This is a genomic window from Roseateles terrae (genome assembly GCF_014192155.1).
GTDB classification, from domain to species: Bacteria; Pseudomonadota; Gammaproteobacteria; order Burkholderiales; family Burkholderiaceae_C; genus Roseateles; species Roseateles terrae.
On the sequence record NZ_JACHXO010000002.1, the window covers coordinates 447,270 to 467,289 of the forward strand.

Below are 20,020 nucleotides of genomic sequence, written 5' to 3' on the forward strand. Positions count from 1 at the left end.
TTGGGAATCGAAGCCGGATTTTAGGCTTGAGCGCTGCCCAACTCCCGAGAGCGCTTCAGATGACCCTCGCCAGCCTGCCCCTCGACGCCCGTCCGCGCGAAAAACTGTTGTCCCGCGGCCCCGAAACCCTGTGCGACAGCGAACTGCTGGCCGTGCTGCTGCGCACCGGCCTGCCCGGCCAATCCGTGCTGGCACTGGCGCGGGAGCTGCTGGACCGCTTCAACGGACTGGCGGGCCTGCTCCGCGCTGATCCGAAGGACCTCGGCGAGCTGCGCGGCGTGGGGCCCGCCAAGCAGGCCATGCTGGCCGCCGTCATGGAGCTCGCCCGCCGCGGCCTGCGCGAAGGCCTGTCCGACCAGCCGGTGTTCGAATCGGTGGACGCGGTGCGCACCTACCTGCGTTTGCAGCTCGACGCCCTGCCCCACGAGTGCTTCGCCGTGATGTTTCTGGATGTCCGCCACCGCCTCATCCGCATGGATAACATGTTCCGGGGTACCCTATCCCATACCATTGCGTATCCCCGCGAAGTGGTGAAGCGCGCGCTGGCCCTGGAGGCCGCGGCGGTGATCCTGGCGCACAACCATCCGTCCGGCCATGCCCAGCCGTCCGAGGCCGACATCCGGCTCACCCGGACGCTCAAGGAAGCCTTGGCCCTGGTGGAGGTGTCGGTGCTGGACCACTTTGTGGTTGGCGCGGGGCACGCTGTCTCCATGGCCGAATTGGGTTTGTTGTGAATGATCGCCTGCGCAGCCTGCAAGACCTGCAGACCCTGCACCGAGAACTTCGGATCCGCCAGCGGGCGGAAGAAGAGCGTCGCGAACGCGAGGCGGCGCAGGCGCGTCTGCGCGAGCAGGAAGCTCGCATCTTTGAGCTGACCGTCGGGACGGTGGTGAAGATGCCGGAGGCCAATCGCGTGCTGCTGCAGCCCGGCCGGCCGTCACCGGAACCGCTGCAGCGGATGCTGGACGAGCAGGCGGCCTGGAAGCAGGCTCTGTCGGACGACTTTGATGTCGATTCGCTGCTGGAGACCGACGAAACCCTGTCCTTCCGCCGCCCCGAGATCACCCAGGAGTCGGTGCGCAAGCTGCGCCGTGGGCATTGGGCGCTGCAGGGCCAGATCGACCTGCACGGCCTGCGCCGTGATCAGGCCCGCGAGGCCCTGGGCCAGTTCATCCACGACAGCGCCCGCCGCGGCCTGCGCTGTGTGCGGGTGGTCCATGGCAAGGGCAACGGCTCCCCGGGTCGTGAGCCGGTGCTGAAGGCGCGTGTGCGGCGCTGGCTGGTGCAGAAGCAGGAGGTGCTGGCCTTTGTCCAGGCCCGCGCCAGCGATGGCGGCAGCGGCGCCCTCATGGTGCTGCTCAACGCGACCTGACCCCAGAACGTTCCCCCGGGTTTTCGCGCGTTGTTTTGATGCCTGCACGCGCAGGAATTGCATTGACGGTCCCTCGGCAAGCCCCTAGTCTGGGCCCACGCCGGCGTTGTTGACATCTATTCTCAATTACGTAGCCATCGTTTCGATGGGGAGGGATTCGCATGCCTTCAGCAACCGTTCGCCCCTGGGGCGCCGCCGGTCACACCCGCAGCGCCGGCTTGATTCTGGTCGGTCTTGTGCACGTGGCCATGGTGGCCGCGCTGGTGGAAGGTTTTCGGCGCCATGCCGCGCCCAAGCCACCACCGCTGACCCAGGTGCAGATGGACGTCGCCCGCACGCCACCACCGCCGACGCCCACCGTGGACGTATTGCCTCAGCCGCCCTTGGCATCGATCACGCCTCGGCTGGTGGAGGTCCCGGACGTTTCGGTCGTCACCCCTTTGGTGAACCCTCAGCCCCCGTCCGAGACGGTCACACCCGCTCTGGCTGGCAACGGAGTGCCGGGGGAATCCGCCGGCGCAGGGGTGACAGGCGCGACGGGGCCCGGGGGTACGGGCAGCGGCACTGCCGCCCGGGAGCCGGTTGCACCGGGGCTGGTCTGTACCTCGATGGGTGCGCCGGACATGCCGGCGGTCCATTGGTCCGGCGAAGCCGTCTTCCGGGCGGTGGCTGAGGTGCAGGCCGGCCGTGTGGTGGCCGTTGAGATCCGGGCGTTGCAGGGAGGCATGGACGCCCGTACCCGTCGCGCGCTCACGGCATCGATCGAGACCGCGCTGCGGCAGCACTACGTCTGCCCCGGCAATCACCGGTTCCAGCAGGACTTCGGATTCCGGGTCGATTAAGAAACCCTGGCCCGCGCATCCCGCTCGGGCCGCTCACGCGCCCAGTGCCCTCAATGCAGGGTCATGCTGACCTGCGGATGGAAGCTGGAGGTGAACACGTGCAGCAGCTGCTCGGGCCGGAAGGCGCCGACGGCATCCGCGCCCTGCCAGTGGGTGTCAATGGCATGTTCCAGCCCCTTGAGCACGCAGAAGGACATGAACGCTCCCTCGGCCTCCTCGCTTTCCATGTCCACCAGCTGCAGACGCAGGCAGGCGGAGCGCAGGAATTCCAGCATCAGCCGCGGGTTGGAGGTGTTCGGGCACTGCCCCGCACAGATCTCGATGTCCTGACGCGCGTCGTCGGACAGCCACAGCTGGCCGTCTTCGATGCGGACATGGAGCAGGTCGGGATTGGCATCGATGCCGACCACATCGTCGTCATACGGTTGGAACATCATAGGCTCAACGGTAGACGATGGCGGGGCCGCCGTGTTCACCGCCCCCCCGACGGGAAGGCCGCCCCTGTTAGAAATGCACGCGTCAGAACACCTTGCGGACTGGCGGCGCCTGGTTGACCATCCAGTCGGCGGTGTTGCCGAAGGCGGCGGTGAGCCGCTCCCGCAGGGTGTCTTCCAGGCCGCATTCGGTCATTGCCTGCTTCATGCAGGCCATCCACTGGTCGCGTTCAACGTGGCCGACGCGGAAGGGCATGTGCCGCGCGCGCAGCCGCGGGTGACCGAACTTCTCGACGAAGTAGTCGGGCCCGCCCAGCCAGCCGCACAGAAACCAGAAGAGCTTGTCCCGGGACCCGTCCAAAGTGGTCGGATGGACCGAGCGCAGTTCGGCAAAGCCCGGCTCCAGGTCCATCAGGTCATAAAAACGATCCACCAGGCGTCGCACCGCCTCTTCGCCGCCGACCCACTCGAAGGCGGTCGCCGGGGACGTCTTGCCGCCTTCGCTCCCACCCTGGCTCTGGCTGTCGCTCTCGCTGTGGCTCATCTCAGGTCGCGCCCTCTTCCGTCAGGCCTGCGCGGCGGCCCGCTGCTCCAGCAGCTTGGTCGCCAGCGCACGGACGGCCTGGGCCGCGTCGGACCCGGGATAGTGCTCCAGCAGCAGTTGCCGCTTGAGCACCGCCTGACGCACCATCTGGTCGTTCTTCACTTCGGCCAGCAGTTCCAGCTTGAAGGTGTGCCCGGGCGTGGGGCCGACGAAGCGCTGGAGCACCTGCTGCAGCTGACCGCAGATCAGCTTGCCCTCACCAGGGCGATTGGCCTGATTGATCACCAGGCCCACATGACGACGGTTCTGCTGGGTCGCCAGCACCTTGATGGTGGCGTACGCATCCGTCAGCGACGTCGGCTCAGGCGTGGCCACCACCAGCACGTCATTGGCCATGGAGACCGCAAACAGCACCACGTCCGAAATGCCGGCGCCGGTATCCAGAATCACCCAGTCAAAGCGCGGCCGCACCACTTCCAGGATGTGCAGCAGCTTGTCGCGCACGTCCGGTGTCAGCCGCGAATACTCCACCATGCCAGAGCCCGCGAGCAGCACATGAAAACCGCCCGGGGCCGGCAGGATCGCCTGCTCCAGGGTGCAGCGCTCGGTGAACACATCATGCAGGGTCAGCTTGGGATGCAGGTTCAGCACCACATCCAGATTGGCCAGGCCCAGGTCGGCATCCAGCACCAGCACGCGGTCGCCCCGCGCCGCCAGGGCTGCCGCCAGATTGGCGGATACAAAAGTTTTGCCCACACCCCCCTTGCCGCTGGTCACGGCCAAGGTCCGGGCGCCTCCACGGGCGGGTCTTGCAGCAGGAGCTGTTGTCATGCTCATTCACTATCCTGTTGCGTTACGGCGAACAACATGCCTTTTTCCTCTGCCGACACCAGGGAGTCGATATGGCTCTCCAGGCAGGCACGATTGCGGCCCTCGGCCTTGGCACGATAGAGCTGGCGGTCCGCCCGCTCCGTCCACAACAATGCGGAAGACCTCACCCACTGCGGCGCAAAAGCTCCTCCGATGCTGATGGTGGTGGTCAGCGGCGCGGCCTGGCCCACCTCCACCGTCAAACTGGCGACCCGCTCCCGGATTCTCTCCGCCACCGTCACCCCGTAGGTGGTGGGGCAGTTGGGCAGGATGATGGCGAATTCTTCACCGCCAATCCGCGCCACCGTGTCCATCGGACGCACCATCTGGCTGATGGACCGGGCCACCGCACGGATGACCTGATCACCGGCGGCGTGGCCGTGGTTGTCATTGATGGCCTTGAAATGGTCGATGTCCAGCACCAGCAACAGGGCCGGTTCACCGGAGCGGGCCACGCGGTCCAGCTCCCGGTCCAGCGCCATCTCAAAGCTGCGTCGGTTGACCAGTCCGGTCAGCGCATCCTTGCTGGAGAGGTCACACAACGCGTCCAGGATGCCTTGCAACCACACTTCCGTGTAGGGCTCGGCATCCGGAAGCATGGCTCCAGCCTGCTGCAGCAGCTGCAGGGCCAGTTCCAGGCGCAGCGCATGCGCTGGGATGAGACGGGGCGGTTGATCCAAGGCGATCCGGAAGGCACGAGGGGGGATTCCGAAAAGCAGTCTAGCAGTGCATCCCCCCAGGGTGGGGTCAAAAAAAGACGCCAGAGTCCCACCTCTTTCACACATCTTTTTACGGTCTAGCGCTCAAACTATCGATTGCCGACAATGGCGTTCACCATAACGGGGTTGATTGGTTGTTTTTGACGACCCCTTGGTGCTACGGCATCCCTAACACTTAAGAAGTTTTGCCCCATGCGCCCTGGACCCACGGCTCCGGCCTCCCCCGTTGAGGCGATCGACCATGAATTCAGTTTCAGCCGGGCGGACTTTGACCGTGTCCGGCAATTGATCTACCAGCACGCCGGCATCAGCCTGCATGACGGCAAGCACGCCATGGTGTACAGCCGCCTCTCGCGGCGGCTGCGGGATACCGGTCATCGGTCCTTCGCCAGTTATCTGGAGTGGCTGGAAAGCGTCACCGGCCCTCAGGCGGATCAGGAATGGCAGGAATTCGTCAATTGCCTGACGACCAACCTCACTTCCTTCTTCCGGGAAGAGCACCATTTCCATTCCCTGACGGATGATCTGAAAACGCTCACCGGCAAACCCCTCCGCATCTGGTGCTGCGCGGCCTCCACCGGCGAGGAACCGTATTCCATCGCGATGACCTGCCAGGAATCGCTCGGGGGCAGCTCGGGCGTGCAGATCATTTCCAGCGACATCGACACGAATGTGCTCAACACGGCGCGTCGCGGTGTGTATTCGGCGGAGTCGCGAGGGCTATCTCCTCAGCGCTTGCGGCAATTTTTCCTGCGCGGCACGGGCGCCAACGAGGGGCGCATCCGCGTGAAGCCCGAATTGGCGCGCATGATCGAGTTCCGGACGTTGAACCTGATGGATGCGCAGTGGTCCCTGGGGGAGCCGTTCCACATCGTGTTCTGCCGGAACGTCATGATCTATTTCGACGCTCCGACGCAGCGCAAGGTACTGGAACGCATCCATCGGGTGATGCGTCCGGGCGGCCTGCTGTTTGTGGGGCACTCGGAGAATTTCACCGAGTCGCGCGACCTGTTCAAGCTGCGCGGCAAGACGATCTACGAGCGGGTCGGCTGACCAGCCAGTCCGCTGCGTCCAGATTTTTGATGTACCACCCTTTTGGATTGTTGACCTCATGAGCATGCCCAACGCCTCTCAAGCCCTGCTCAACAGCACGGCGCTGGCCAGTGCCGGTGCGGCACGGGTGGCCCAGCTCAAGACGCACTCGCGCAAGCAGGGAGAAGCCTCGTTCTTCTTCTACGACGCCCATTTCAAGAATGCGGCGGTGAAGGTGCTGCCGGGCGAGTACTTCGTGGACAACGAAGATCTGCTGGTCATGACCACGCTGGGGTCCTGCATCGCCGCGTGCCTCTGGGACCGCCATGCACAGATCGGCGGCATGAACCACTTCATGCTGCCCGAAGGTCAGGGGGACTCCGGCCGCTACGGCTCCTTCGCGATGGAACTGCTCATCAACGAAATGATGAAGCGCGGTGCCAGCAAGGGACGGATGGAAGCCAAGATCTTCGGCGGCGGCGCCGTCATCGCCGGCATGAACACCATCAACGTTGGCGAGCGCAACACCAACTTCGTGCTGGACTACCTGAAGACAGAACGGATTCCGGTGGTGTCCAAGGACGTGATGGATATCTACCCCCGCAAGGTCTGCTTCCTGCCGCGCAGCGGCAAGGCCATGGTGAAGCGCCTCGCGGCCGCCAACGCGGACGCACTGGTGCAGCAGGACAAGGCCGCTGCGCAAAAGGCACAACCTGTGGCCAGCTCGGGCGGGTCGATCGACCTGTTCTGACCCGGCTGCTGTATCGAGGAGTAATAAGAAATGGCCAAGACCACCGTCGTCGTGGTGGACGATTCCGCCCTGGTGCGCAGCATCCTCACCGAGATCATCAACCGACAGCCGGACATGCAGTGCATCGGCGCGGCGAGTGACCCGCTGGCGGCGCGGGAGATGATCCGTAACCTGAATCCCGACGTGATCACGCTGGACGTGGAAATGCCCAAGATGGACGGGCTGGATTTCCTGCAGCGGCTGATGCGCCTGCGTCCGATGCCGGTGGTGATGGTCTCCACACTGACCGAGCGCGGCGCGGAAGTCACGCTCAAGGCTTTGGAACTGGGCGCGGTGGACTTCGTGGCCAAGCCGAAGATTGGTGTGGCGGACGGCATCCGTGCCCTCGCGCAGGACATCACCGACAAGATCCGCATTGCAGCGAAGGCGCAGATCCGCCGTCTGCCGCCTGCGCCCACCGCGGGTGCCGTGGGCGCAGCCGCGGCCCACAGCACCGCGGCAGCCCGCCCGGCCGCGCCGATTGCCAGCCTGGGCCGTCTGTCGACCGAGAAGATCATCTTCATTGGCGCGTCCACCGGTGGCACCGAAGCCACCAAGGACGTGCTGATCAACCTGCCGGCCGACTGCCCGGCCGTCTGCATCACCCAGCACATGCCGCCGGGCTTCACCCGCAGCTATGCCGCCCGTCTGGACGGGCTGTGCAAGATCCGTGTGAAGGAGGCGCAGGACGGCGAGCGGATCCTGCCAGGTCACGGCTACATTGCCCCGGGGGGCATGCATTTCAGCGTGGAGCGCTCGGGTGCGAACTACATCGCGCGGGTGCAGGACGGTGAGCCGGTGAACCGCCACAAGCCGTCGGTGGAAGTGCTGTTCCAGTCCGCCGCCCGTGTGGTGGGCCAGAACGCGCTGGGCATCATGCTGACCGGCATGGGCGCCGATGGCGCCAAGGCGATGAAGGTGATGAAGGATGCGGGCGCCTACAACCTGGTGCAGGACGAGGCCACCTGCGTGGTCTTCGGCATGCCCCGGGAAGCCATCAACGCCGGTGCGGCCGATGAAGTGCTGCCGCTGCAGCAGATTGCCACCCGCCTGATCGAGCGGCTGCGCAGCACGGCAGGGATGTCGCTCAACCGGGTCTGATCGCTTCAAGACGCCAGGAACAGCGCCTGCAGATCGCTCAGGAAATCGAATCCCAGGGGTGTTGGACGGATCACGGCCGGGTCCGGATCGAGCAGGCCCTTGGCGCGTCCCTGCGCCATCGCCTGCGCGATGCTGGACGGCGGCAGGCCGGTGCGCTCCAGAAAGCTTTGCATCGACACGCCGTCCTTCAGACGCAGCGCATTGAGCATGAATTCGAACGGCAGCTCCGACCGCGCGACTTCGTTCTCGTTGGACACCGCCTGCCCTTCCATCGCCTTGGCCATGTAGGTGGCGGGATCGCGCCAGCGCACCTGCCGCAGCAGGCGATGCGCAAACGACAGCTTGCCATGCGCCCCGGCGCCAATGCCGAGGTAGTCGCCAAACTGCCAGTAGTTCAGGTTGTGCTGGCAGCGGTGGCCGTCCCGCGCATACGCCGACACTTCATAACGCGACAGCCCCTGGATGGCGGTGCGGTCGGTGATCAGGTCCAGCATGTCGCTGGCCAGGTCCGGATCGGGCAGATGCTCTGGCGGCTGGTTGGCAAAGCGGGTGTTGGGCTCGATGGTCAGGTGATAGACCGACAGGTGCGGCGGCCGATAGGCCAGCGCCTGATCCAGGTCCTTGCCCAGATCCTCCAGCGTCTGCCCGGGCAGCGCATACATCAGGTCGATGTTGAAGGTGTCGAAGGATCGCGCCGCTTCTTCGATGGCCGCATGCGCCTGCGCACTGCTGTGCACCCGACCCAGCGCCGCCAGTTGCGCATCATCAAAGCTCTGCACGCCGATGGACAGCCGCGTCACCCCCGCCTGGGCGAAGCCGGCGAAGCGCTCGCGCTCGAAGGTGCCCGGGTTGGCTTCCATCGTGATTTCACAGCCCGGCTCCAGCGGCAGACGCGCGCGCAGATCGGAGATCAGCTCCGCGATCTGTGACGGCTTGAACAGGCTGGGCGTTCCGCCGCCGATGAACACCGAGATGACCGGGCGGCCCCACACCAGCGGCAGCGACGCTTCAAGATCGGCGCGCAGCGCAGCCAGATAACGGGCAGCGGTCTCGTCGTCCAGCTCCTTACCGGCGCGGAACTCATGCGAGTTGAAATCGCAGTACGGACACTTGCGCAGGCACCAGGGCAGATGCACATACAGCGAGAGCGGCGGCAGCGCCGACAGGCTCAGCGTGCCGGGCCGCATCATGCGGATGATGTCAGCCAAGGTGCCAGGCCTCGCGCATCTGACGCAGCAGGTCTTCCGACGCCAGCGCGCGGTGGCTCAGCCGGTTCTTCTGCTCGGCACCCAGCTCCGCCACGCTCTGGCCGAGGGATGGAATGAACATCAGCGGGTCGTAGCCAAATCCCGCCTCGCCGCGCGCAGCCGTCAGGATCTCACCATTCCAGCGCCCCATCGCAATCAACGGCTCGGGATCAGTGGCTGAACGCACGGCCACCAGCGCGCAGACAAAACGCGCACGGCGGTCGGTCTGCCCGGACAGCTTGTCGAGCAGGACACGGTTGTTCTCCGCATCGCTCTTCTCGAAACCGAACAGCGTGGCGTACCGCGCGGACAGCACGCCGGGCGCGCCCCCCAGGGCATCGACCGCCAGGCCGGAATCGTCGGCCAGCGCAGGCAGGCCGCTTTCGCGGGCGGCGTGGCGGGCCTTGGTCAGCGCGTTCTCGACAAAGGTGTCGAACGGCTCCTCGGCCTCAGGAATCCCCAGGCTGCCCTGGGTGACGAGTTCCAGCCCGATCGGCTGGAACAGCGCCTGCAGTTCCTTCAGCTTCTTGGCATTGTTGGAGGCCAGGACCAACTTCATCGCTTGCTCCTCCCAGCGGACTCAAAAAAGACCCAGGGCCTGTCGCTGCGCGACCAGCAGGTCACGGATGCCCTTTTCGGCGAGGTTCAGCAGCACATCCACCTCGGCGCGGGTGAAAGCCACGCCTTCGGCGGTGCCCTGCAGTTCCACGAAGTGACCGGCGCCGGTCATCACGACATTCATGTCAGTGTCGCAGGTGGAGTCTTCGACATACTCCAGATCCAGCAGTGCCTGACCGTCCTTGATGCCGACGGAGATGGCGGCCACCGCATCCAGCAGCGGCGACTCGCTGATCTTGCCTTGCGACAGCAGGAAGCTGACTGCATCGAAGGCAGCCACATAGGCGCCGGTGATGGCAGCGGTGCGGGTGCCGCCATCCGCCTGCAGCACATCGCAGTCCAGCTGAATGGTGCGCTCGCCCAGCTTCTTCAGATCAAACACCGAGCGCAGCGCGCGCCCGATCAGGCGCTGGATTTCTTGCGTGCGGCCAGTCTGCTTGCCGCGGGCGGCTTCGCGGTCGCTGCGGGTGTGGGTGGCGCGCGGCAGCATGCCGTATTCCGCCGTGACCCAGCCCTCGCCCGAGCCCTTCTTGTGCGGCGGCACCTTTTCTTCGACCGACGCGGTGCACAGCACCTTGGTGTCGCCGAACTCGATCAGCACCGCGCCTTCAGCGTGACGGGTGTAGTGGCGGGTAATGCGAACCGGGCGCAGGGCGTCGGCCGCGCGCCCTTGCGGGCGGCTGGCAATAGCGGTCATGGAATGTTCCTTCAGCGGGGTTTCTTGCCAGCGCGACGAATGGCGTCCTGGATCTCGCGCACGGCGCTGTCGATCTCGGCTTCGTCGAGCTGTTCCTGGCCCGCGCCCTGGATGGTGGACGCAAAGCCCTGGTCGTCCAGGTCCTGGGTGGAGATGGAGTCGGGCGCATCGCCCTCCCCTTCCCATTCCACGGCCAGCGCGGTGACGTTGTCACTGCGGGCGCCGGCCTGGCGCAGCGCCTGCTCCACCAGTTCCGGCACGGCATCGGCCACGGTGCGCGCTTCAGACAGCAGGCGCAGGATGTCGGCATCGCTGACCGAGCTCCACAGACCGTCCGAGCAGAGCAGCATGCGGTCGCCGTTCTGCAGCAGCACCGGACCGTTGACGTCGATCATCGGCTTGCCCGGGCTGCCCAGGCAGGTGAACAGCACATGGCGGTTGAAGCGTTCGGCGCCAGTCGCATGACGGCCCAGGGCTTCCTGCAGCTCACTGTAGGAGTGGTCCCGGGTGCGGGCGATGAGTTCGGTGTCCCGCGCCAGGTACATGCGGGAGTCACCGCAGTGCGCCCACCAGATCTGGCCCTGTTGCATCACCGCCACCACGACAGTGGTGCGCGGTGTGTCGCTCATGCCGCGCTCGGCGGCATAGGCCAGCAGTTGCTGGTGAGCCAGCAGGACGGCGGTTTCCAGGAATTGGGTCGGATGCGGCAGCACCGGCTGCGCATCGCGTTGATACAGGGCGGCGACGTTCTGCAGCGCCATGTGGGCTGCGACTTCGCCGTCGGGATGGCCGCCCATGCCGTCCGCCAGGGCAAAGAGGCCGGACTCACGGGTATAGCAATACCCCATGCGGTCTTCGTTCTTTTCCCGGCCGCCACGGCGGCTGACCTGATAGACGGAAAACCTCACGCCTTGGCTCCGGTCTTGAGGTTCTCGAGCTGCAGCTTCAGGCGTTCACTGAAACTGAGCTTGGTGTAGCGACGCTCGGTCTCCCGCGACAGTTCCTTCTGCAGCGCAAACACGCTCTGCGGACGGGTCAGCGGGTCCAGCGACATGCACCATTCGGTCACTTCCAGCAGGTTGTCCGAATACACATTGCGCAGGCGCGAGAGGCTCAGGCCCAGGCGGTCTTTTTCAAGACGCTGAGGCGCGTCGTTGGGCGGATAGCCCTGCATGCACGCATAGATGCAGGCACCGATCGCGTAGATGTCGGTCCAGGGGCCCAGCGATCCGTCACGGCGGTACATCTCCGGTGCGGCAAAGCCCGGGGTGTACATCGGACGGATGAAGTTGCCTTCCTTGGACAGCACTTCGCGCGCCGCACCGAAGTCCAGCAGCACCGCCTTGTTGTCGTTGGTGATGAAGATGTTGGCCGGCTTGATGTCCAGGTGCAGCATCTTGTGCTGGTGCACGATGCGCAGCCCTTTCAGGATCTCGTCGAACAAGGACCGGATGGTGGATTCACGGAAGACCTTGTCGCGCTTCAAATCCCGAGCGGTCACGATGAAGTCCTGCAGGGTGTCCCCTTGCAGGTAGTTCATGACCATATAGACGGTCTCATTCTCCCGCAGGAAATTCAGCACCGAGACAACGCTGGGGTGCGAAATTTGCGCGAGTGAGCGGCCTTCTTCAAAAAAGCTGCGCAGCCCCAGTCTGTACAGGGGCTGTTTTTCCGGTTTGACGCGGGGCGTCAGTTCTCCGGGGGATCGTTCGGCCAGTGATGAGGGGAGGTACTCTTTCAGAGCCACCAAATGATGGTCGGGGTCTTCGGCGAGGTACACCACGCCGAAACCACCCGCAGCCAGTTTTTTGATGATCTGATATCCACCCACCACCGTGCCTGCGGGCAGGGGCGCCGGTTTCGGCTTTGACATAATCGCGGTTCGATTTCTCTACCGATAGCTGATGCCAGTTTACAGCATGACCGGTTATGCCAGCGCCACGGCACAACCGACGACCTCCGGCGAAACCCCTAGTGCTCACGTCGCCGCAGGCGTCACCGTGGAGGCCCGGTCGGTGAACGGGCGATTCCTGGATTTGAGCTTCCGCATGCCCGACGAGCTGCGCGCGCTGGAGCCTGCGCTGCGCGAGCTGGTGACCAGCCAGGTCAAGCGCGGCAAGATGGAATTGCGCATTGCGATGCAGCGCGAATCCGAGAGCTCGGTACCCAATCCGCAACCCGACCAGCTCAACCGTCTGGCGCGTCTGCAGGAGCAGGTTCAAGCCTGGCTCCCGAAGGCACAAAGTCTGTCGGTGCAGGAGGCCTTGCAGTGGTGCAAGGGCGGCACCGGTGGGCCCGCTCCTGCCGATGAACAGGTGCTGGAAGCGGCCAGGCAGTGTCTCAAGAGCTTCCTCGAAGCGCGTGAGCGCGAGGGGGCGAAACTGGTCACGATGCTCAAGCAGCGGGTGGCCACTTTGCGCCAGTTGGCCGACCAGGCGGAGCCGCTGATTCCGGCTGCGGTTCAGCGTCAGCAGGAGCGTTTTCTGGAGCGTTGGAAAGAGGCCTTATCGGCTGCCGGCGCGACCACTTCCGTGTCCGAGCAATCGCTGCAGGAACGTGCAGTGAATGAGGCTGCGGCGTATGCCCTTCGTATTGACGTTGCCGAGGAATTGACCCGCCTTCGCTCCCACCTGGATGAGGTGGAACGCCTGCTCAAAAAGGGTGGCGACATCGGCAAACGCCTCGACTTCCTGATGCAGGAGTTACACCGTGAAGCCAATACCTTGGGTTCCAAGGCGGTGGCGATCGAGCTGACCAACATTTCGGTGGAGATGAAGGTGGCGATTGAGCAGCTGCGGGAGCAGGTGCAGAACATCGAGTGACAGGACGAGGCGCTGGCCGCCTCGGCTGGGTTCAGCACATTACTCATCAATTACCTTTATGGTCAGCCGCAAGGCAGCCTCAATATGCGGGCCCTTTCAGACCGCGGGGCTTCGGCGACGCCATTGATGCGCGCGACATCTCGCTCGGTATCAAACAGGTCCTCCTCGCGCGGAGTTGTCCGACAGGTTGCGGCACCCTACGCACGCTTGAGTGGTCCGGCGCCTGCCCCATGCGCAGCGAGAACCGAGATGAAAGTCTCGGAGATGCAGCGGCACGTCCGGCCCAACCGCCCGTCACCGCGGCCTTGCCTGCGCCAGGCGCTAAAATTGCCCGATGGAATACCCCGGTAATTTGTTCGTTGTGGCCGCCCCCAGTGGGGCTGGCAAGTCCAGTCTGGTCAAGGCGCTGCTGGAACTGGATGCCAAGCTGACCGTCTCGGTCTCTCATACCTCCCGGGCCCCGCGCGGCCAAGAGCAGCACGGCCGCGAATACCTGTTCGTCGGACCGGAGGAATTTCGTGCGATGGTCGCCCGCGGCGACTTCTTCGAATGGGCCGAGGTGCATGGCAACCTCTACGGCACTTCGCGCGCCGCCATCGAACAGCGCATGTCCCAGGGCGAAGACGTCATCCTGGAAATCGATTACCAGGGCGCCCTGCAGATCAAGAAGCTCTTTCCTCACGCCGTGCTCATCTTCATCCTGCCGCCCAGTTGGGATGAACTGCGTCAGCGTCTCATCCGCCGCGGCGACACCGAGCCCGAAGTCATCGCCCAGCGGATGGAGAACGCTCGCAACGAGGTGGCACAGGCCCGGCACTTCGATTTTGTGGTGATCAATGCGGTTTTCGAGACCGCTTTGTTCGACCTGAAAGCCATCGTGCAAGCACAACGGCTAAAATACGCGACTCAGCTCCGAAACCGCTCTGCCGTGTTCCGGGCGCTCGACCTCATTGAGGCTCCCAGCGCGAACTAACTCTTCACCCTCCTCCAGGACATCCGCATGGCCCGCATCACCGTTGAAGACTGCCTGACCAAGATCCCCAACCGCTTCCAGCTGGTGCTCGCCGCGACCTACCGCGCCCGCATGCTCAGCCAGGGCCATGCCCCGAAGCTGGAATCCAAGAACAAGCCCGGCGTCACTGCCCTGCGCGAAGTCGCCAATGGCGACGTCGGCGTGGAAATGCTGCGCCGCGTGCCGGTCTGACGCGGACATTCCCGCTTCATCGGCAGCGCATCCGCTGCTGAGCCGCCACAAAAGGCGCCCATTGGGCGCCTTTTGTCGCTTTGGGGCGTCTGCAGCGCATGCCCAGTAGCCCTGCGCAGGAAAGCCCCCATCCCATGGGTTAAATTTGGCACATGGGTCTTCGCTCCTTCGCTACTGCACACATTCCCGGTCTGACCGGACTCGCCGGCCCGAAGGCCGCGCCCGCGCCTGCCTCCGAGGCCTCCTCCTTCGACGCCCTCGTCGCCCGCCTGCACTACTTGCCCAAGGCCGACGTCAAGCGCATCCGCGAGGCCTACAAGTTCGCTGACGAAGCCCACTTGGGTCAATTCCGCGCCAGCGGCGAGCCCTACATCACCCATCCCATCGCCGTGGCGGGCCTGTGTGCCGACTGGCGGCTGGACGCCCAGGCCATCATGGCCGCGCTGATGCACGACGCCATGGAAGACTGCGGCGTCACCAAAACCGAGCTGATCGAGCGTTTCGAGGCCCCCACCGCCGAACTGGTGGATGGCCTGACCAAGCTGGACAAGCTGCAGTTCTCCACGCGGGAGGAGTCCCAGGCCGAGAGTTTTCGCAAGATGCTGCTGGCGATGGCGCGGGATGTCCGCGTCATCCTCATCAAGCTGGCGGACCGGCTGCACAACATGCGAACGATGCAGCACATGGCCTTCGACAAGCGCCGCCGCATTGCCCGCGAGACGCTGGACATTTACGCCCCCATCGCCCACCGGCTGGGCTTGAACGAGATCTATCGGGAACTGCAGGAGCTGTCCTTCCAGTACATTCATCCGTGGCGCCACGCGGCGCTGGCCAAGGCGGTCACCAAGGCCCGCGGCCACCGGCGCGATCTGGTTACCCGCATTGAGCGGGACGTGCAAAAGGCGTTCGCGGAAGCCAACCTGCGGGTGGAAATCCAGGGCCGGGAAAAGACGCTGTTCTCCATCTACAAGAAGATGAGCGAGAAACACCTGAGCTTCGCGCAGGTGAGCGATATCTTCGGCTTTCGCGTCATCGTGCAGGACCTGCCGCAGTGCTATTGGTCGCTCGGCGTGCTGCACCAGCTCTACAAACCGCAGCCGGGCCGCTTCAAGGACTACATCGCGATTCCCAAGCCCAACGGCTACCAGTCGCTGCACACCACCCTGGTGAGCCCACTCGGCACGCCAGTGGAATTCCAGATGCGCACCGAAGCCATGCACATGGTGGCGGAAAAAGGCGTGGCGGCCCATTGGCTCTACAAGAGCAAGGGCGACGCCAAGGCCGCGCAGCAATTGGGCTCGCGCTGGCTGCAATCGCTGCTCGACATCCAGGACGAAACCCGCGACGCGACCGAATTCCTGGAGCACGTGAAGATCGACCTGTTCCCGGACGCGGTCTACGTCTTCACCCCCAAATCCAAGATCATGGCGCTGCCGAAGGGCGCCACGCCGGTGGACTTCGCTTATGCGATCCACTCCGACGTCGGCGACCACTGCGTCGCGGCCAAGGTCAATGGCGAGGCGGTGCCGCTGCGCACCGAACTTCGAAGTGGTGATGTGATCGAGGTGGTCACCGCCGCCGGCGCCCGGCCCAATCCGGCTTGGCTGAGCTTTGTACGCACCGGCCGCGCGCGCTCCAAGATCCGCCACTTCCTGAAGAACCTGGAGCAGGAAGAGTCCCGCGAGCTGGGACACAAGATGCTGGCCCAGGCGCTGCGCGCCGAGGGTCTGGCCCTGCCCAGCCTGAACGAAGAAGACGCCCCCGCCGCTGCGCTCTGGCAGGACCTGGCCCGCTGGGCCGGTAATCGCCATGTGGACGAGTTGCTGGTGGAGATTGGCCTCGGCCGCAAGATCGCGAGCATCGTGGCAAAGAAGCTGGCCCGCACGCTGTCGGAACAAGGACAGCGGCCCGATGCCGTGCTGCTCACCATGGGCCGCTTCGCCACCGACGACGCCCCTTCCCAGGGTCAGGTGCTGATCGATGGCAGCGAAGGTGCCTCGGTGCGACTGGCCACCTGCTGCCGCCCCATCCCTGGCGATGACATCAAGGGCTATCTGGGCCGCGGTGAAGGCCTGGTCATCCACACCGGCGAATGCGCGGTGGGTCGCCGGCTGTTCCAGCGCGACAGCGAACACTGGATTGCCGTCGGCTGGGCCGAAGAACTCAGCCGCAGCTTCGAAGCCGAAGTGGGCGTGCTGATGCGCAACGGCAAGGGCGTGCTGGCGCAGATCGCCACGGCGGTGAGCAGCGCCGAGGCGGACATCACCCACATCGCCATGAGTGACGATTCCGCCCAGCGCGAAACTGCCGAAATGACCTTGCTGCTGGCGGTGCGGGACCGCCTGCATCTGGCCGACACGCTGCGCACCCTCAAGCGCTCTGCGGCAGTGATGCGCGTCTGGCGCGTCAAACCTTGACCGGTGCCGGGTAGGAGACCTCGATCACCTCGATGGTCTCCACGCCCACCGGCGTGACCAGCTGCAGCTCATCCCCTTCCCGGGCCTTGAGCAGGGTGCGCGCAATCGGCGACACCCAGCTCACCTCACCCGCCAGGCTGTCCGATTCATCGATGCCCTTGATGGTGATCGTGCGCTCCACGCCTTTGCCATCGGCATAGGTGACCGTCGCGCCGAAAAACACCTGATCGCTGCCATGGTGGGCGCTGGGGTCCACCACTTCAGCGATGTCCAGGCGTTTGGTCAGGAAGCGCAGCCGGCGGTCGATTTCGCGCAGCCGCTTCTTCCCGTACAGATAGTCGCCGTTCTCCGACCGGTCGCCGTTTTTGGCGGCCCAGGAGACAATCTCGACGATCTTCGGTCGCTCCTCATCCAGCAGTTGCATGAACTCGCTGCGCAGCCGCGCATAACCGGCCGGCGTCATGTAATTGCGCGAGCCCTTGGGAATGGCCGGTAACGAGGGGCCCTCGTCGTCGTCCGGATCTGCTGCGTCACTTTCCTTGGTGAATGCCTTGCTCATGGGGGCATTGTGGCGCCAACCGGCACCCTCATGACAACAGGGCCCATCGCGGTGGCGAATGGGCCCTGGAGGGTCGATGAAGAAAATTTCCGAGGGCCGGTGACGGCCGATGACCGGTGAACGTCAACGAGCGATTAACCCCAGCGACCCGGGTCCCGCACCGAAATGACGGCATCGTTGAAGTCACCGTCGCCGCCGCCCTTCAGGTCTTCAAAGCCCAGCTTGTAGCCACGGCCGCTCTGGGTGACCTTGCCGTGGTCCAGACCGTCTGAATTGCGGGTGGTGCCGGCGCGGAAAGTGTTGCCTTCCGGCGTCTGAATCCGGAATTGCACATTCGCGCCCGGGTCCGCATGGATGCTGACCTTCTTGCCTTCGTTCTTCGAATGGCCGATCGACTGCCACGGGCCGCCGTCCACACGGAACTGCAGGTTGTTCTTGAACTGCGCGTCCGAATGGCCGATCTGCACATCGAGCTGACCGCTGCGGCCCACGGTGAAGCCGCCGTTCTCGGCGCTCCACTCGCCCTTGCTGGGGACGGGACGGACCTGGCCCCACGGAGACATGCCCCAGCCACCGCCATGGTTGCCGTGACCCTGCGGGCCCATCATGCCGTGGTGGCCCCAGCCCCCATGGCCGCCGTGGCTGCCGTGGCTGCCGTGACCACCCCAGGCGCCCCAGCCGTGGCTCATGCCATGGGCGGTGTGATTCATCCAGGCATTGGCGAGTCCGCCGCCGAAGCCGAACGGCGGTTGGAAGCCGCCTGGCCCGCCACTGAAGCCGGACACGGGGCCGAACGCACCGCCGGCCCAGGGATTGAAATTCAAATGGAAGAGATTCATGAATGGAACCGTACTTGAGTCAAGGGAGGTGCCGGTCCGCGGATCTCCGCGCGGCGCTCAGACGCCGATACCGACACGTGGCTCAAGTGCCCCGTCCAGCCCTGCCAGTTCCCCCGACAAAGCAGCGGGAAGATTCACTAAAAATCCAGCTGACAAATGGAGGTCAGCGGAGGCTGTCAAATGACGAATACGGTGACAGTCACTCCGACCGAACACCCATCAACAGAATCGACAAAAGAAAAAGGCCAGTGCAATGAAGCACTGGCCTTCAGATTTGGTGCGGCTGGCAGGATTCGAACCCACGACCCCTTGGTTCGTAGCCAAGTACTCTATCCAACTGAGCTACAGCCGCACGACTTTTTGATTAAGACACCACCGTCGTGGAAGCGGTGTCCTGATTTGTTGTGTGAGCTACCCAAAGAGCAACTCACTGTTTTTCTGGTGCGGCTGGCAGGATTCGAACCCACGACCCCTTGGTTCGTAGCCAAGTACTCTATCCAACTGAGCTACAGCCGCTGAAAGACTACGACTATAGCATGCATTTTTGGGGTGGAGCAAGAACTGCGGGTGGATTGGGCTTGCGCGCGCGCCAATCGCCCAGCCGTCCTCCTGCGAGAACCTGCCCATCGGCACGGCCTCCGCCAAGATCGCTCGCGATCAGTCCCCCAATCGGGCCGCCGATTCAAAGCACCGCGCACGGCGCTCCGCATCGCCATCGTTGTCCGCCATTTCGGCCAGACGCAGCCAGCTGCGGCGGCGCGCCGCCACCGACAGCTCGCGGTCTTCGCCGGCCTGCTCCAGCATCAGGCGAGCTTTGCCCCAGAGCTGCCGCTCGGCCAGCGCATGGCCCAGGGCATAGGCCATGGTCATGTCCCGCGGGAAACGCTGCACCGCAAACTCCAGGCGCTGCAGCCACTCCGGGCCCAGGCCCGGCATGCATGGCACCAGCGCCTCGGCCAGCGCGCGGCGTTCATCGTCCCCCTGGTCGGCAATCGCCTCCCAGAACGGACGCAGCCAGCCGCGACCATCGTCCGGCGCCCCCAGCGATGCGGCCTTCTGGGCCGCACGGGCAGCCACAAAAACATCCCGGCGATCCGCGGCGTCCAGCTGTTGCCAGGACACACGCAGTTGATCCACATCCCGTGCCTCTTCCAGGGCCTCGCAGGCCAGCGAGCGGAGCAGACCCTGGGCCGCAGCTTTGGAGAAGCCCTGATGCTTGGCCAGCAGCCGTGCGGTGCGTAGGGCTTCCAGGGGCTCATGCGCCAGCCGGCTGCCTTGAAGCTTCAGGCGCAGCGCCTGCGTGCGACGCGCCACGCCCGGGCCCAGTTCGGCCAGCAGGGAAAGCGCCCGCTGCGCGTCGCGGTCGTCCAGGGCCCATTCGGCGGCCAGCAGCCGGGCACCCTCTTCCTGAGGACGGGCGCCGCTGGTGCTTTGCGCGGTTTGCAGCGCCAGACGCAGATGCTCCTCGCGGCCGCGGCGGTCCTGCAGGCGATGGGCGCATTGGGCCGCCACCAGATGGGCCAGGGCCATGAAGGCACCGTCCTGCGCCAGGTCAGGTGTCATCGCCTGAATGTTGAGCGCACGCTCGGCCGCCTTCTGGGCACGGCTGTAGCGGGCCCCAAAGAACTCCGCCAACGCTTCGCGCAACGCGATCTGCGCACTGCGCTCCCGCTGCGCCATGCGCCACAGCCGGGCGCGCTTGGGCAGCGTCAGCAGGGCGTCGATCGACTGCATCAGCGTCATCAGGCCGAAACAGCCGCCAAACAGCAGCAGCAGGAAGAGATTGAGGGACAGGTCCATCCGCCAGCCGCGCCAGTAGAAACTGGCCAGACCGTCGTTGGTTCCCAAAGTCAGCGCCGCCACGACAGCAGCGACGAACAGCAGCACCAGCCAGATCACCATCCGCATGGCGC

The 20,020-nt window shown here is 64.9% G+C and carries 22 protein-coding genes and 2 tRNA genes; 10 read left to right on the forward strand and 14 right to left on the reverse strand.

From position 1 onward, the window contains the following. Window positions 1–59: 59 nt before the first annotated feature. The 3 genes from radC (at window position 60) to FHS28_RS08410 (ending at window position 2,214) form a co-directional block, all read left to right on the forward strand. Entirely contained in the window at window positions 60–734 is a 675-nt protein-coding gene (radC, locus tag FHS28_RS08400) for a RadC family protein (RefSeq protein WP_088450301.1), read from the forward strand. Beyond that, the gene (locus FHS28_RS08405; RefSeq protein WP_310736762.1) at window positions 731–1,372 is read left to right on the forward strand and encodes a Smr/MutS family protein; all 642 of its coding nucleotides are present in this window, start codon (window positions 731–733) and stop codon (window positions 1,370–1,372) included. Before radC ends, FHS28_RS08405 begins: the two co-directional genes overlap by 4 nt. A gap of 161 nt (window positions 1,373–1,533) precedes the next feature. Then, the gene (locus FHS28_RS08410; RefSeq protein WP_184294401.1) at window positions 1,534–2,214 is read left to right on the forward strand and encodes a hypothetical protein; all 681 of its coding nucleotides are present in this window, start codon (window positions 1,534–1,536) and stop codon (window positions 2,212–2,214) included. Window positions 2,215–2,264: 50 nt separating this feature from the next. Here the strand turns inward: FHS28_RS08410 and FHS28_RS08415 are convergent, their stop codons facing one another. The 4 genes from FHS28_RS08415 to FHS28_RS08430 all read right to left on the reverse strand — a co-directional run bounded on the left by FHS28_RS08415 (window position 2,265) and on the right by FHS28_RS08430 (window position 4,742). Further along, window positions 2,265–2,651 carry a hypothetical protein gene (locus FHS28_RS08415; RefSeq protein ID WP_088450307.1) on the reverse strand — a complete coding sequence of 129 codons (387 nt, stop codon included), beginning with the start codon at window positions 2,649–2,651 and terminating at the stop codon, window positions 2,265–2,267. 82 nt (window positions 2,652–2,733) lie between these two features. Next, entirely contained in the window at window positions 2,734–3,192 is a 459-nt protein-coding gene (locus tag FHS28_RS08420; RefSeq protein ID WP_088450309.1) for a group II truncated hemoglobin, read from the reverse strand. 21 nt (window positions 3,193–3,213) lie between these two features. Beyond that, on the reverse strand, window positions 3,214–4,029 hold the full coding sequence (locus FHS28_RS08425; RefSeq protein ID WP_375140725.1) for a MinD/ParA family protein: 816 nt from the start codon (window positions 4,027–4,029) through the stop codon (window positions 3,214–3,216). Next, window positions 4,026–4,742, reverse strand: a complete 717-nt coding sequence (locus tag FHS28_RS08430; protein ID WP_310736763.1) for a GGDEF domain-containing protein — start codon at window positions 4,740–4,742, stop codon at window positions 4,026–4,028. Before FHS28_RS08430 ends, FHS28_RS08425 begins: the two co-directional genes overlap by 4 nt. Before the next feature lie 231 nt (window positions 4,743–4,973). Between FHS28_RS08430 and FHS28_RS08435 the strand changes: the two genes are divergently transcribed. From FHS28_RS08435 to FHS28_RS08445, 3 genes are read left to right on the forward strand one after another with little or no spacing between them, the layout of a single operon-like run. After that, window positions 4,974–5,834 (forward strand): CheR family methyltransferase, encoded by an 861-nt coding sequence (locus tag FHS28_RS08435; RefSeq protein ID WP_088450313.1) that lies wholly within the window; start codon window positions 4,974–4,976, stop codon window positions 5,832–5,834. 58 nt (window positions 5,835–5,892) lie between these two features. Further along, the gene (gene cheD, locus FHS28_RS08440) at window positions 5,893–6,564 is read left to right on the forward strand and encodes a chemoreceptor glutamine deamidase CheD (RefSeq protein ID WP_088450315.1); all 672 of its coding nucleotides are present in this window, start codon (window positions 5,893–5,895) and stop codon (window positions 6,562–6,564) included. Between the two features lie 30 nt (window positions 6,565–6,594). Further along, window positions 6,595–7,704, forward strand: a complete 1,110-nt coding sequence (locus tag FHS28_RS08445; RefSeq protein WP_088450317.1) for a protein-glutamate methylesterase/protein-glutamine glutaminase — start codon at window positions 6,595–6,597, stop codon at window positions 7,702–7,704. A gap of 5 nt (window positions 7,705–7,709) precedes the next feature. Here FHS28_RS08445 and hemW read toward each other — a convergent pair whose 3' ends face one another. Genes hemW through FHS28_RS08470 form a run of 5 tightly spaced genes read right to left on the reverse strand, consistent with a single transcriptional unit; the run spans window position 7,710 to window position 12,139 of the window. Then, entirely contained in the window at window positions 7,710–8,894 is a 1,185-nt protein-coding gene (gene hemW / locus FHS28_RS08450) for a radical SAM family heme chaperone HemW (protein WP_088450677.1), read from the reverse strand. Window positions 8,895–8,904: 10 nt separating this feature from the next. Beyond that, complete coding sequence (gene rdgB / locus FHS28_RS08455) at window positions 8,905–9,510, reverse strand: RdgB/HAM1 family non-canonical purine NTP pyrophosphatase (RefSeq protein WP_088450319.1); 606 nt, start codon at window positions 9,508–9,510, stop codon at window positions 8,905–8,907. A 21-nt stretch (window positions 9,511–9,531) separates the two neighbouring features. Then, window positions 9,532–10,266: a ribonuclease PH gene (gene rph, locus FHS28_RS08460; RefSeq protein ID WP_088450321.1), complete on the reverse strand. Its 735-nt coding sequence runs from the start codon at window positions 10,264–10,266 to the stop codon at window positions 9,532–9,534. An 11-nt stretch (window positions 10,267–10,277) separates the two neighbouring features. After that, entirely contained in the window at window positions 10,278–11,174 is an 897-nt protein-coding gene (locus FHS28_RS08465; protein ID WP_058936167.1) for a PP2C family protein-serine/threonine phosphatase, read from the reverse strand. Beyond that, window positions 11,171–12,139, reverse strand: a complete 969-nt coding sequence (locus FHS28_RS08470) for a serine/threonine protein kinase (protein ID WP_058936168.1) — start codon at window positions 12,137–12,139, stop codon at window positions 11,171–11,173. Before FHS28_RS08470 ends, FHS28_RS08465 begins: the two co-directional genes overlap by 4 nt. 31 nt (window positions 12,140–12,170) lie before the next feature. Between FHS28_RS08470 and FHS28_RS08475 the strand changes: the two genes are divergently transcribed. The 4 genes from FHS28_RS08475 (at window position 12,171) to FHS28_RS08490 (ending at window position 16,709) form a co-directional block, all read left to right on the forward strand. Next, window positions 12,171–13,088, forward strand: coding sequence for a YicC/YloC family endoribonuclease (locus FHS28_RS08475; protein ID WP_088450323.1), 918 nt, complete (start codon window positions 12,171–12,173; stop codon window positions 13,086–13,088). A gap of 334 nt (window positions 13,089–13,422) precedes the next feature. Beyond that, window positions 13,423–14,061 (forward strand): guanylate kinase, encoded by a 639-nt coding sequence (gmk, locus tag FHS28_RS08480; protein WP_088450325.1) that lies wholly within the window; start codon window positions 13,423–13,425, stop codon window positions 14,059–14,061. 27 nt (window positions 14,062–14,088) lie between these two features. After that, window positions 14,089–14,292 carry a DNA-directed RNA polymerase subunit omega gene (gene rpoZ, locus FHS28_RS08485; protein WP_058936171.1) on the forward strand — a complete coding sequence of 68 codons (204 nt, stop codon included), beginning with the start codon at window positions 14,089–14,091 and terminating at the stop codon, window positions 14,290–14,292. 152 nt (window positions 14,293–14,444) lie between these two features. After that, window positions 14,445–16,709, forward strand: coding sequence for a RelA/SpoT family protein (locus tag FHS28_RS08490; protein ID WP_088450327.1), 2,265 nt, complete (start codon window positions 14,445–14,447; stop codon window positions 16,707–16,709). Here the strand turns inward: FHS28_RS08490 and greB are convergent. The 5 genes from greB to FHS28_RS08515 all read right to left on the reverse strand — a co-directional run bounded on the left by greB (window position 16,699) and on the right by FHS28_RS08515 (window position 20,015). Further along, window positions 16,699–17,268 carry a transcription elongation factor GreB gene (gene greB, locus FHS28_RS08495; protein WP_088450329.1) on the reverse strand — a complete coding sequence of 190 codons (570 nt, stop codon included), beginning with the start codon at window positions 17,266–17,268 and terminating at the stop codon, window positions 16,699–16,701. The two genes, FHS28_RS08490 and greB, sit on opposite strands and share 11 nt — an antisense overlap. Window positions 17,269–17,402: 134 nt before the next feature. Beyond that, window positions 17,403–18,107 (reverse strand): DUF4114 domain-containing protein, encoded by a 705-nt coding sequence (locus FHS28_RS08500; RefSeq protein WP_088450331.1) that lies wholly within the window; start codon window positions 18,105–18,107, stop codon window positions 17,403–17,405. A 275-nt stretch (window positions 18,108–18,382) separates the two neighbouring features. Next, window positions 18,383–18,459, reverse strand: a tRNA-Arg gene (locus FHS28_RS08505). 87 nt (window positions 18,460–18,546) lie between these two features. Next, window positions 18,547–18,623: transfer RNA gene (locus tag FHS28_RS08510), tRNA-Arg, on the reverse strand. 141 nt (window positions 18,624–18,764) lie between these two features. Next, on the reverse strand, window positions 18,765–20,015 hold the full coding sequence (locus FHS28_RS08515; protein ID WP_088450333.1) for a heme biosynthesis protein HemY: 1,251 nt from the start codon (window positions 20,013–20,015) through the stop codon (window positions 18,765–18,767). Window positions 20,016–20,020: the final 5 nt, after the last annotated feature.

Excerpts from the sequence above, each read along its gene's own strand:
- radC (WP_088450301.1), top strand. The coding sequence starts at position 60 with ATGACCCTCGCCAGCCTGCCCCTCGACGCCCGTCCGCGCGAAAAACTG.
- FHS28_RS08410 (WP_184294401.1), top strand. The coding sequence starts at position 1,534 with ATGCCTTCAGCAACCGTTCGCCCCTGGGGCGCCGCCGGTCACACCCGC.
- FHS28_RS08415 (WP_088450307.1), bottom strand. The coding sequence starts at position 2,651 with ATGATGTTCCAACCGTATGACGACGATGTGGTCGGCATCGATGCCAAT.
- FHS28_RS08420 (WP_088450309.1), bottom strand. The coding sequence starts at position 3,192 with ATGAGCCACAGCGAGAGCGACAGCCAGAGCCAGGGTGGGAGCGAAGGC.
- FHS28_RS08425 (WP_375140725.1), bottom strand. The coding sequence starts at position 4,029 with ATGAGCATGACAACAGCTCCTGCTGCAAGACCCGCCCGTGGAGGCGCC.
- FHS28_RS08435 (WP_088450313.1), top strand. The coding sequence starts at position 4,974 with ATGCGCCCTGGACCCACGGCTCCGGCCTCCCCCGTTGAGGCGATCGAC.
- cheD (WP_088450315.1), top strand. The coding sequence starts at position 5,893 with ATGAGCATGCCCAACGCCTCTCAAGCCCTGCTCAACAGCACGGCGCTG.
- FHS28_RS08445 (WP_088450317.1), top strand. The coding sequence starts at position 6,595 with ATGGCCAAGACCACCGTCGTCGTGGTGGACGATTCCGCCCTGGTGCGC.
- hemW (WP_088450677.1), bottom strand. The coding sequence starts at position 8,894 with ATGATGCGGCCCGGCACGCTGAGCCTGTCGGCGCTGCCGCCGCTCTCG.
- rdgB (WP_088450319.1), bottom strand. The coding sequence starts at position 9,510 with ATGAAGTTGGTCCTGGCCTCCAACAATGCCAAGAAGCTGAAGGAACTG.
- rph (WP_088450321.1), bottom strand. The coding sequence starts at position 10,266 with ATGACCGCTATTGCCAGCCGCCCGCAAGGGCGCGCGGCCGACGCCCTG.
- FHS28_RS08470 (WP_058936168.1), bottom strand. The coding sequence starts at position 12,139 with ATGTCAAAGCCGAAACCGGCGCCCCTGCCCGCAGGCACGGTGGTGGGT.
- FHS28_RS08475 (WP_088450323.1), top strand. The coding sequence starts at position 12,171 with ATGCCAGTTTACAGCATGACCGGTTATGCCAGCGCCACGGCACAACCG.
- gmk (WP_088450325.1), top strand. The coding sequence starts at position 13,423 with ATGGAATACCCCGGTAATTTGTTCGTTGTGGCCGCCCCCAGTGGGGCT.
- rpoZ (WP_058936171.1), top strand. The coding sequence starts at position 14,089 with ATGGCCCGCATCACCGTTGAAGACTGCCTGACCAAGATCCCCAACCGC.
- FHS28_RS08490 (WP_088450327.1), top strand. The coding sequence starts at position 14,445 with ATGGGTCTTCGCTCCTTCGCTACTGCACACATTCCCGGTCTGACCGGA.
- greB (WP_088450329.1), bottom strand. The coding sequence starts at position 17,268 with ATGAGCAAGGCATTCACCAAGGAAAGTGACGCAGCAGATCCGGACGAC.
- FHS28_RS08500 (WP_088450331.1), bottom strand. The coding sequence starts at position 18,107 with ATGAATCTCTTCCATTTGAATTTCAATCCCTGGGCCGGCGGTGCGTTC.
- FHS28_RS08515 (WP_088450333.1), bottom strand. The coding sequence starts at position 20,015 with ATGCGGATGGTGATCTGGCTGGTGCTGCTGTTCGTCGCTGCTGTCGTG.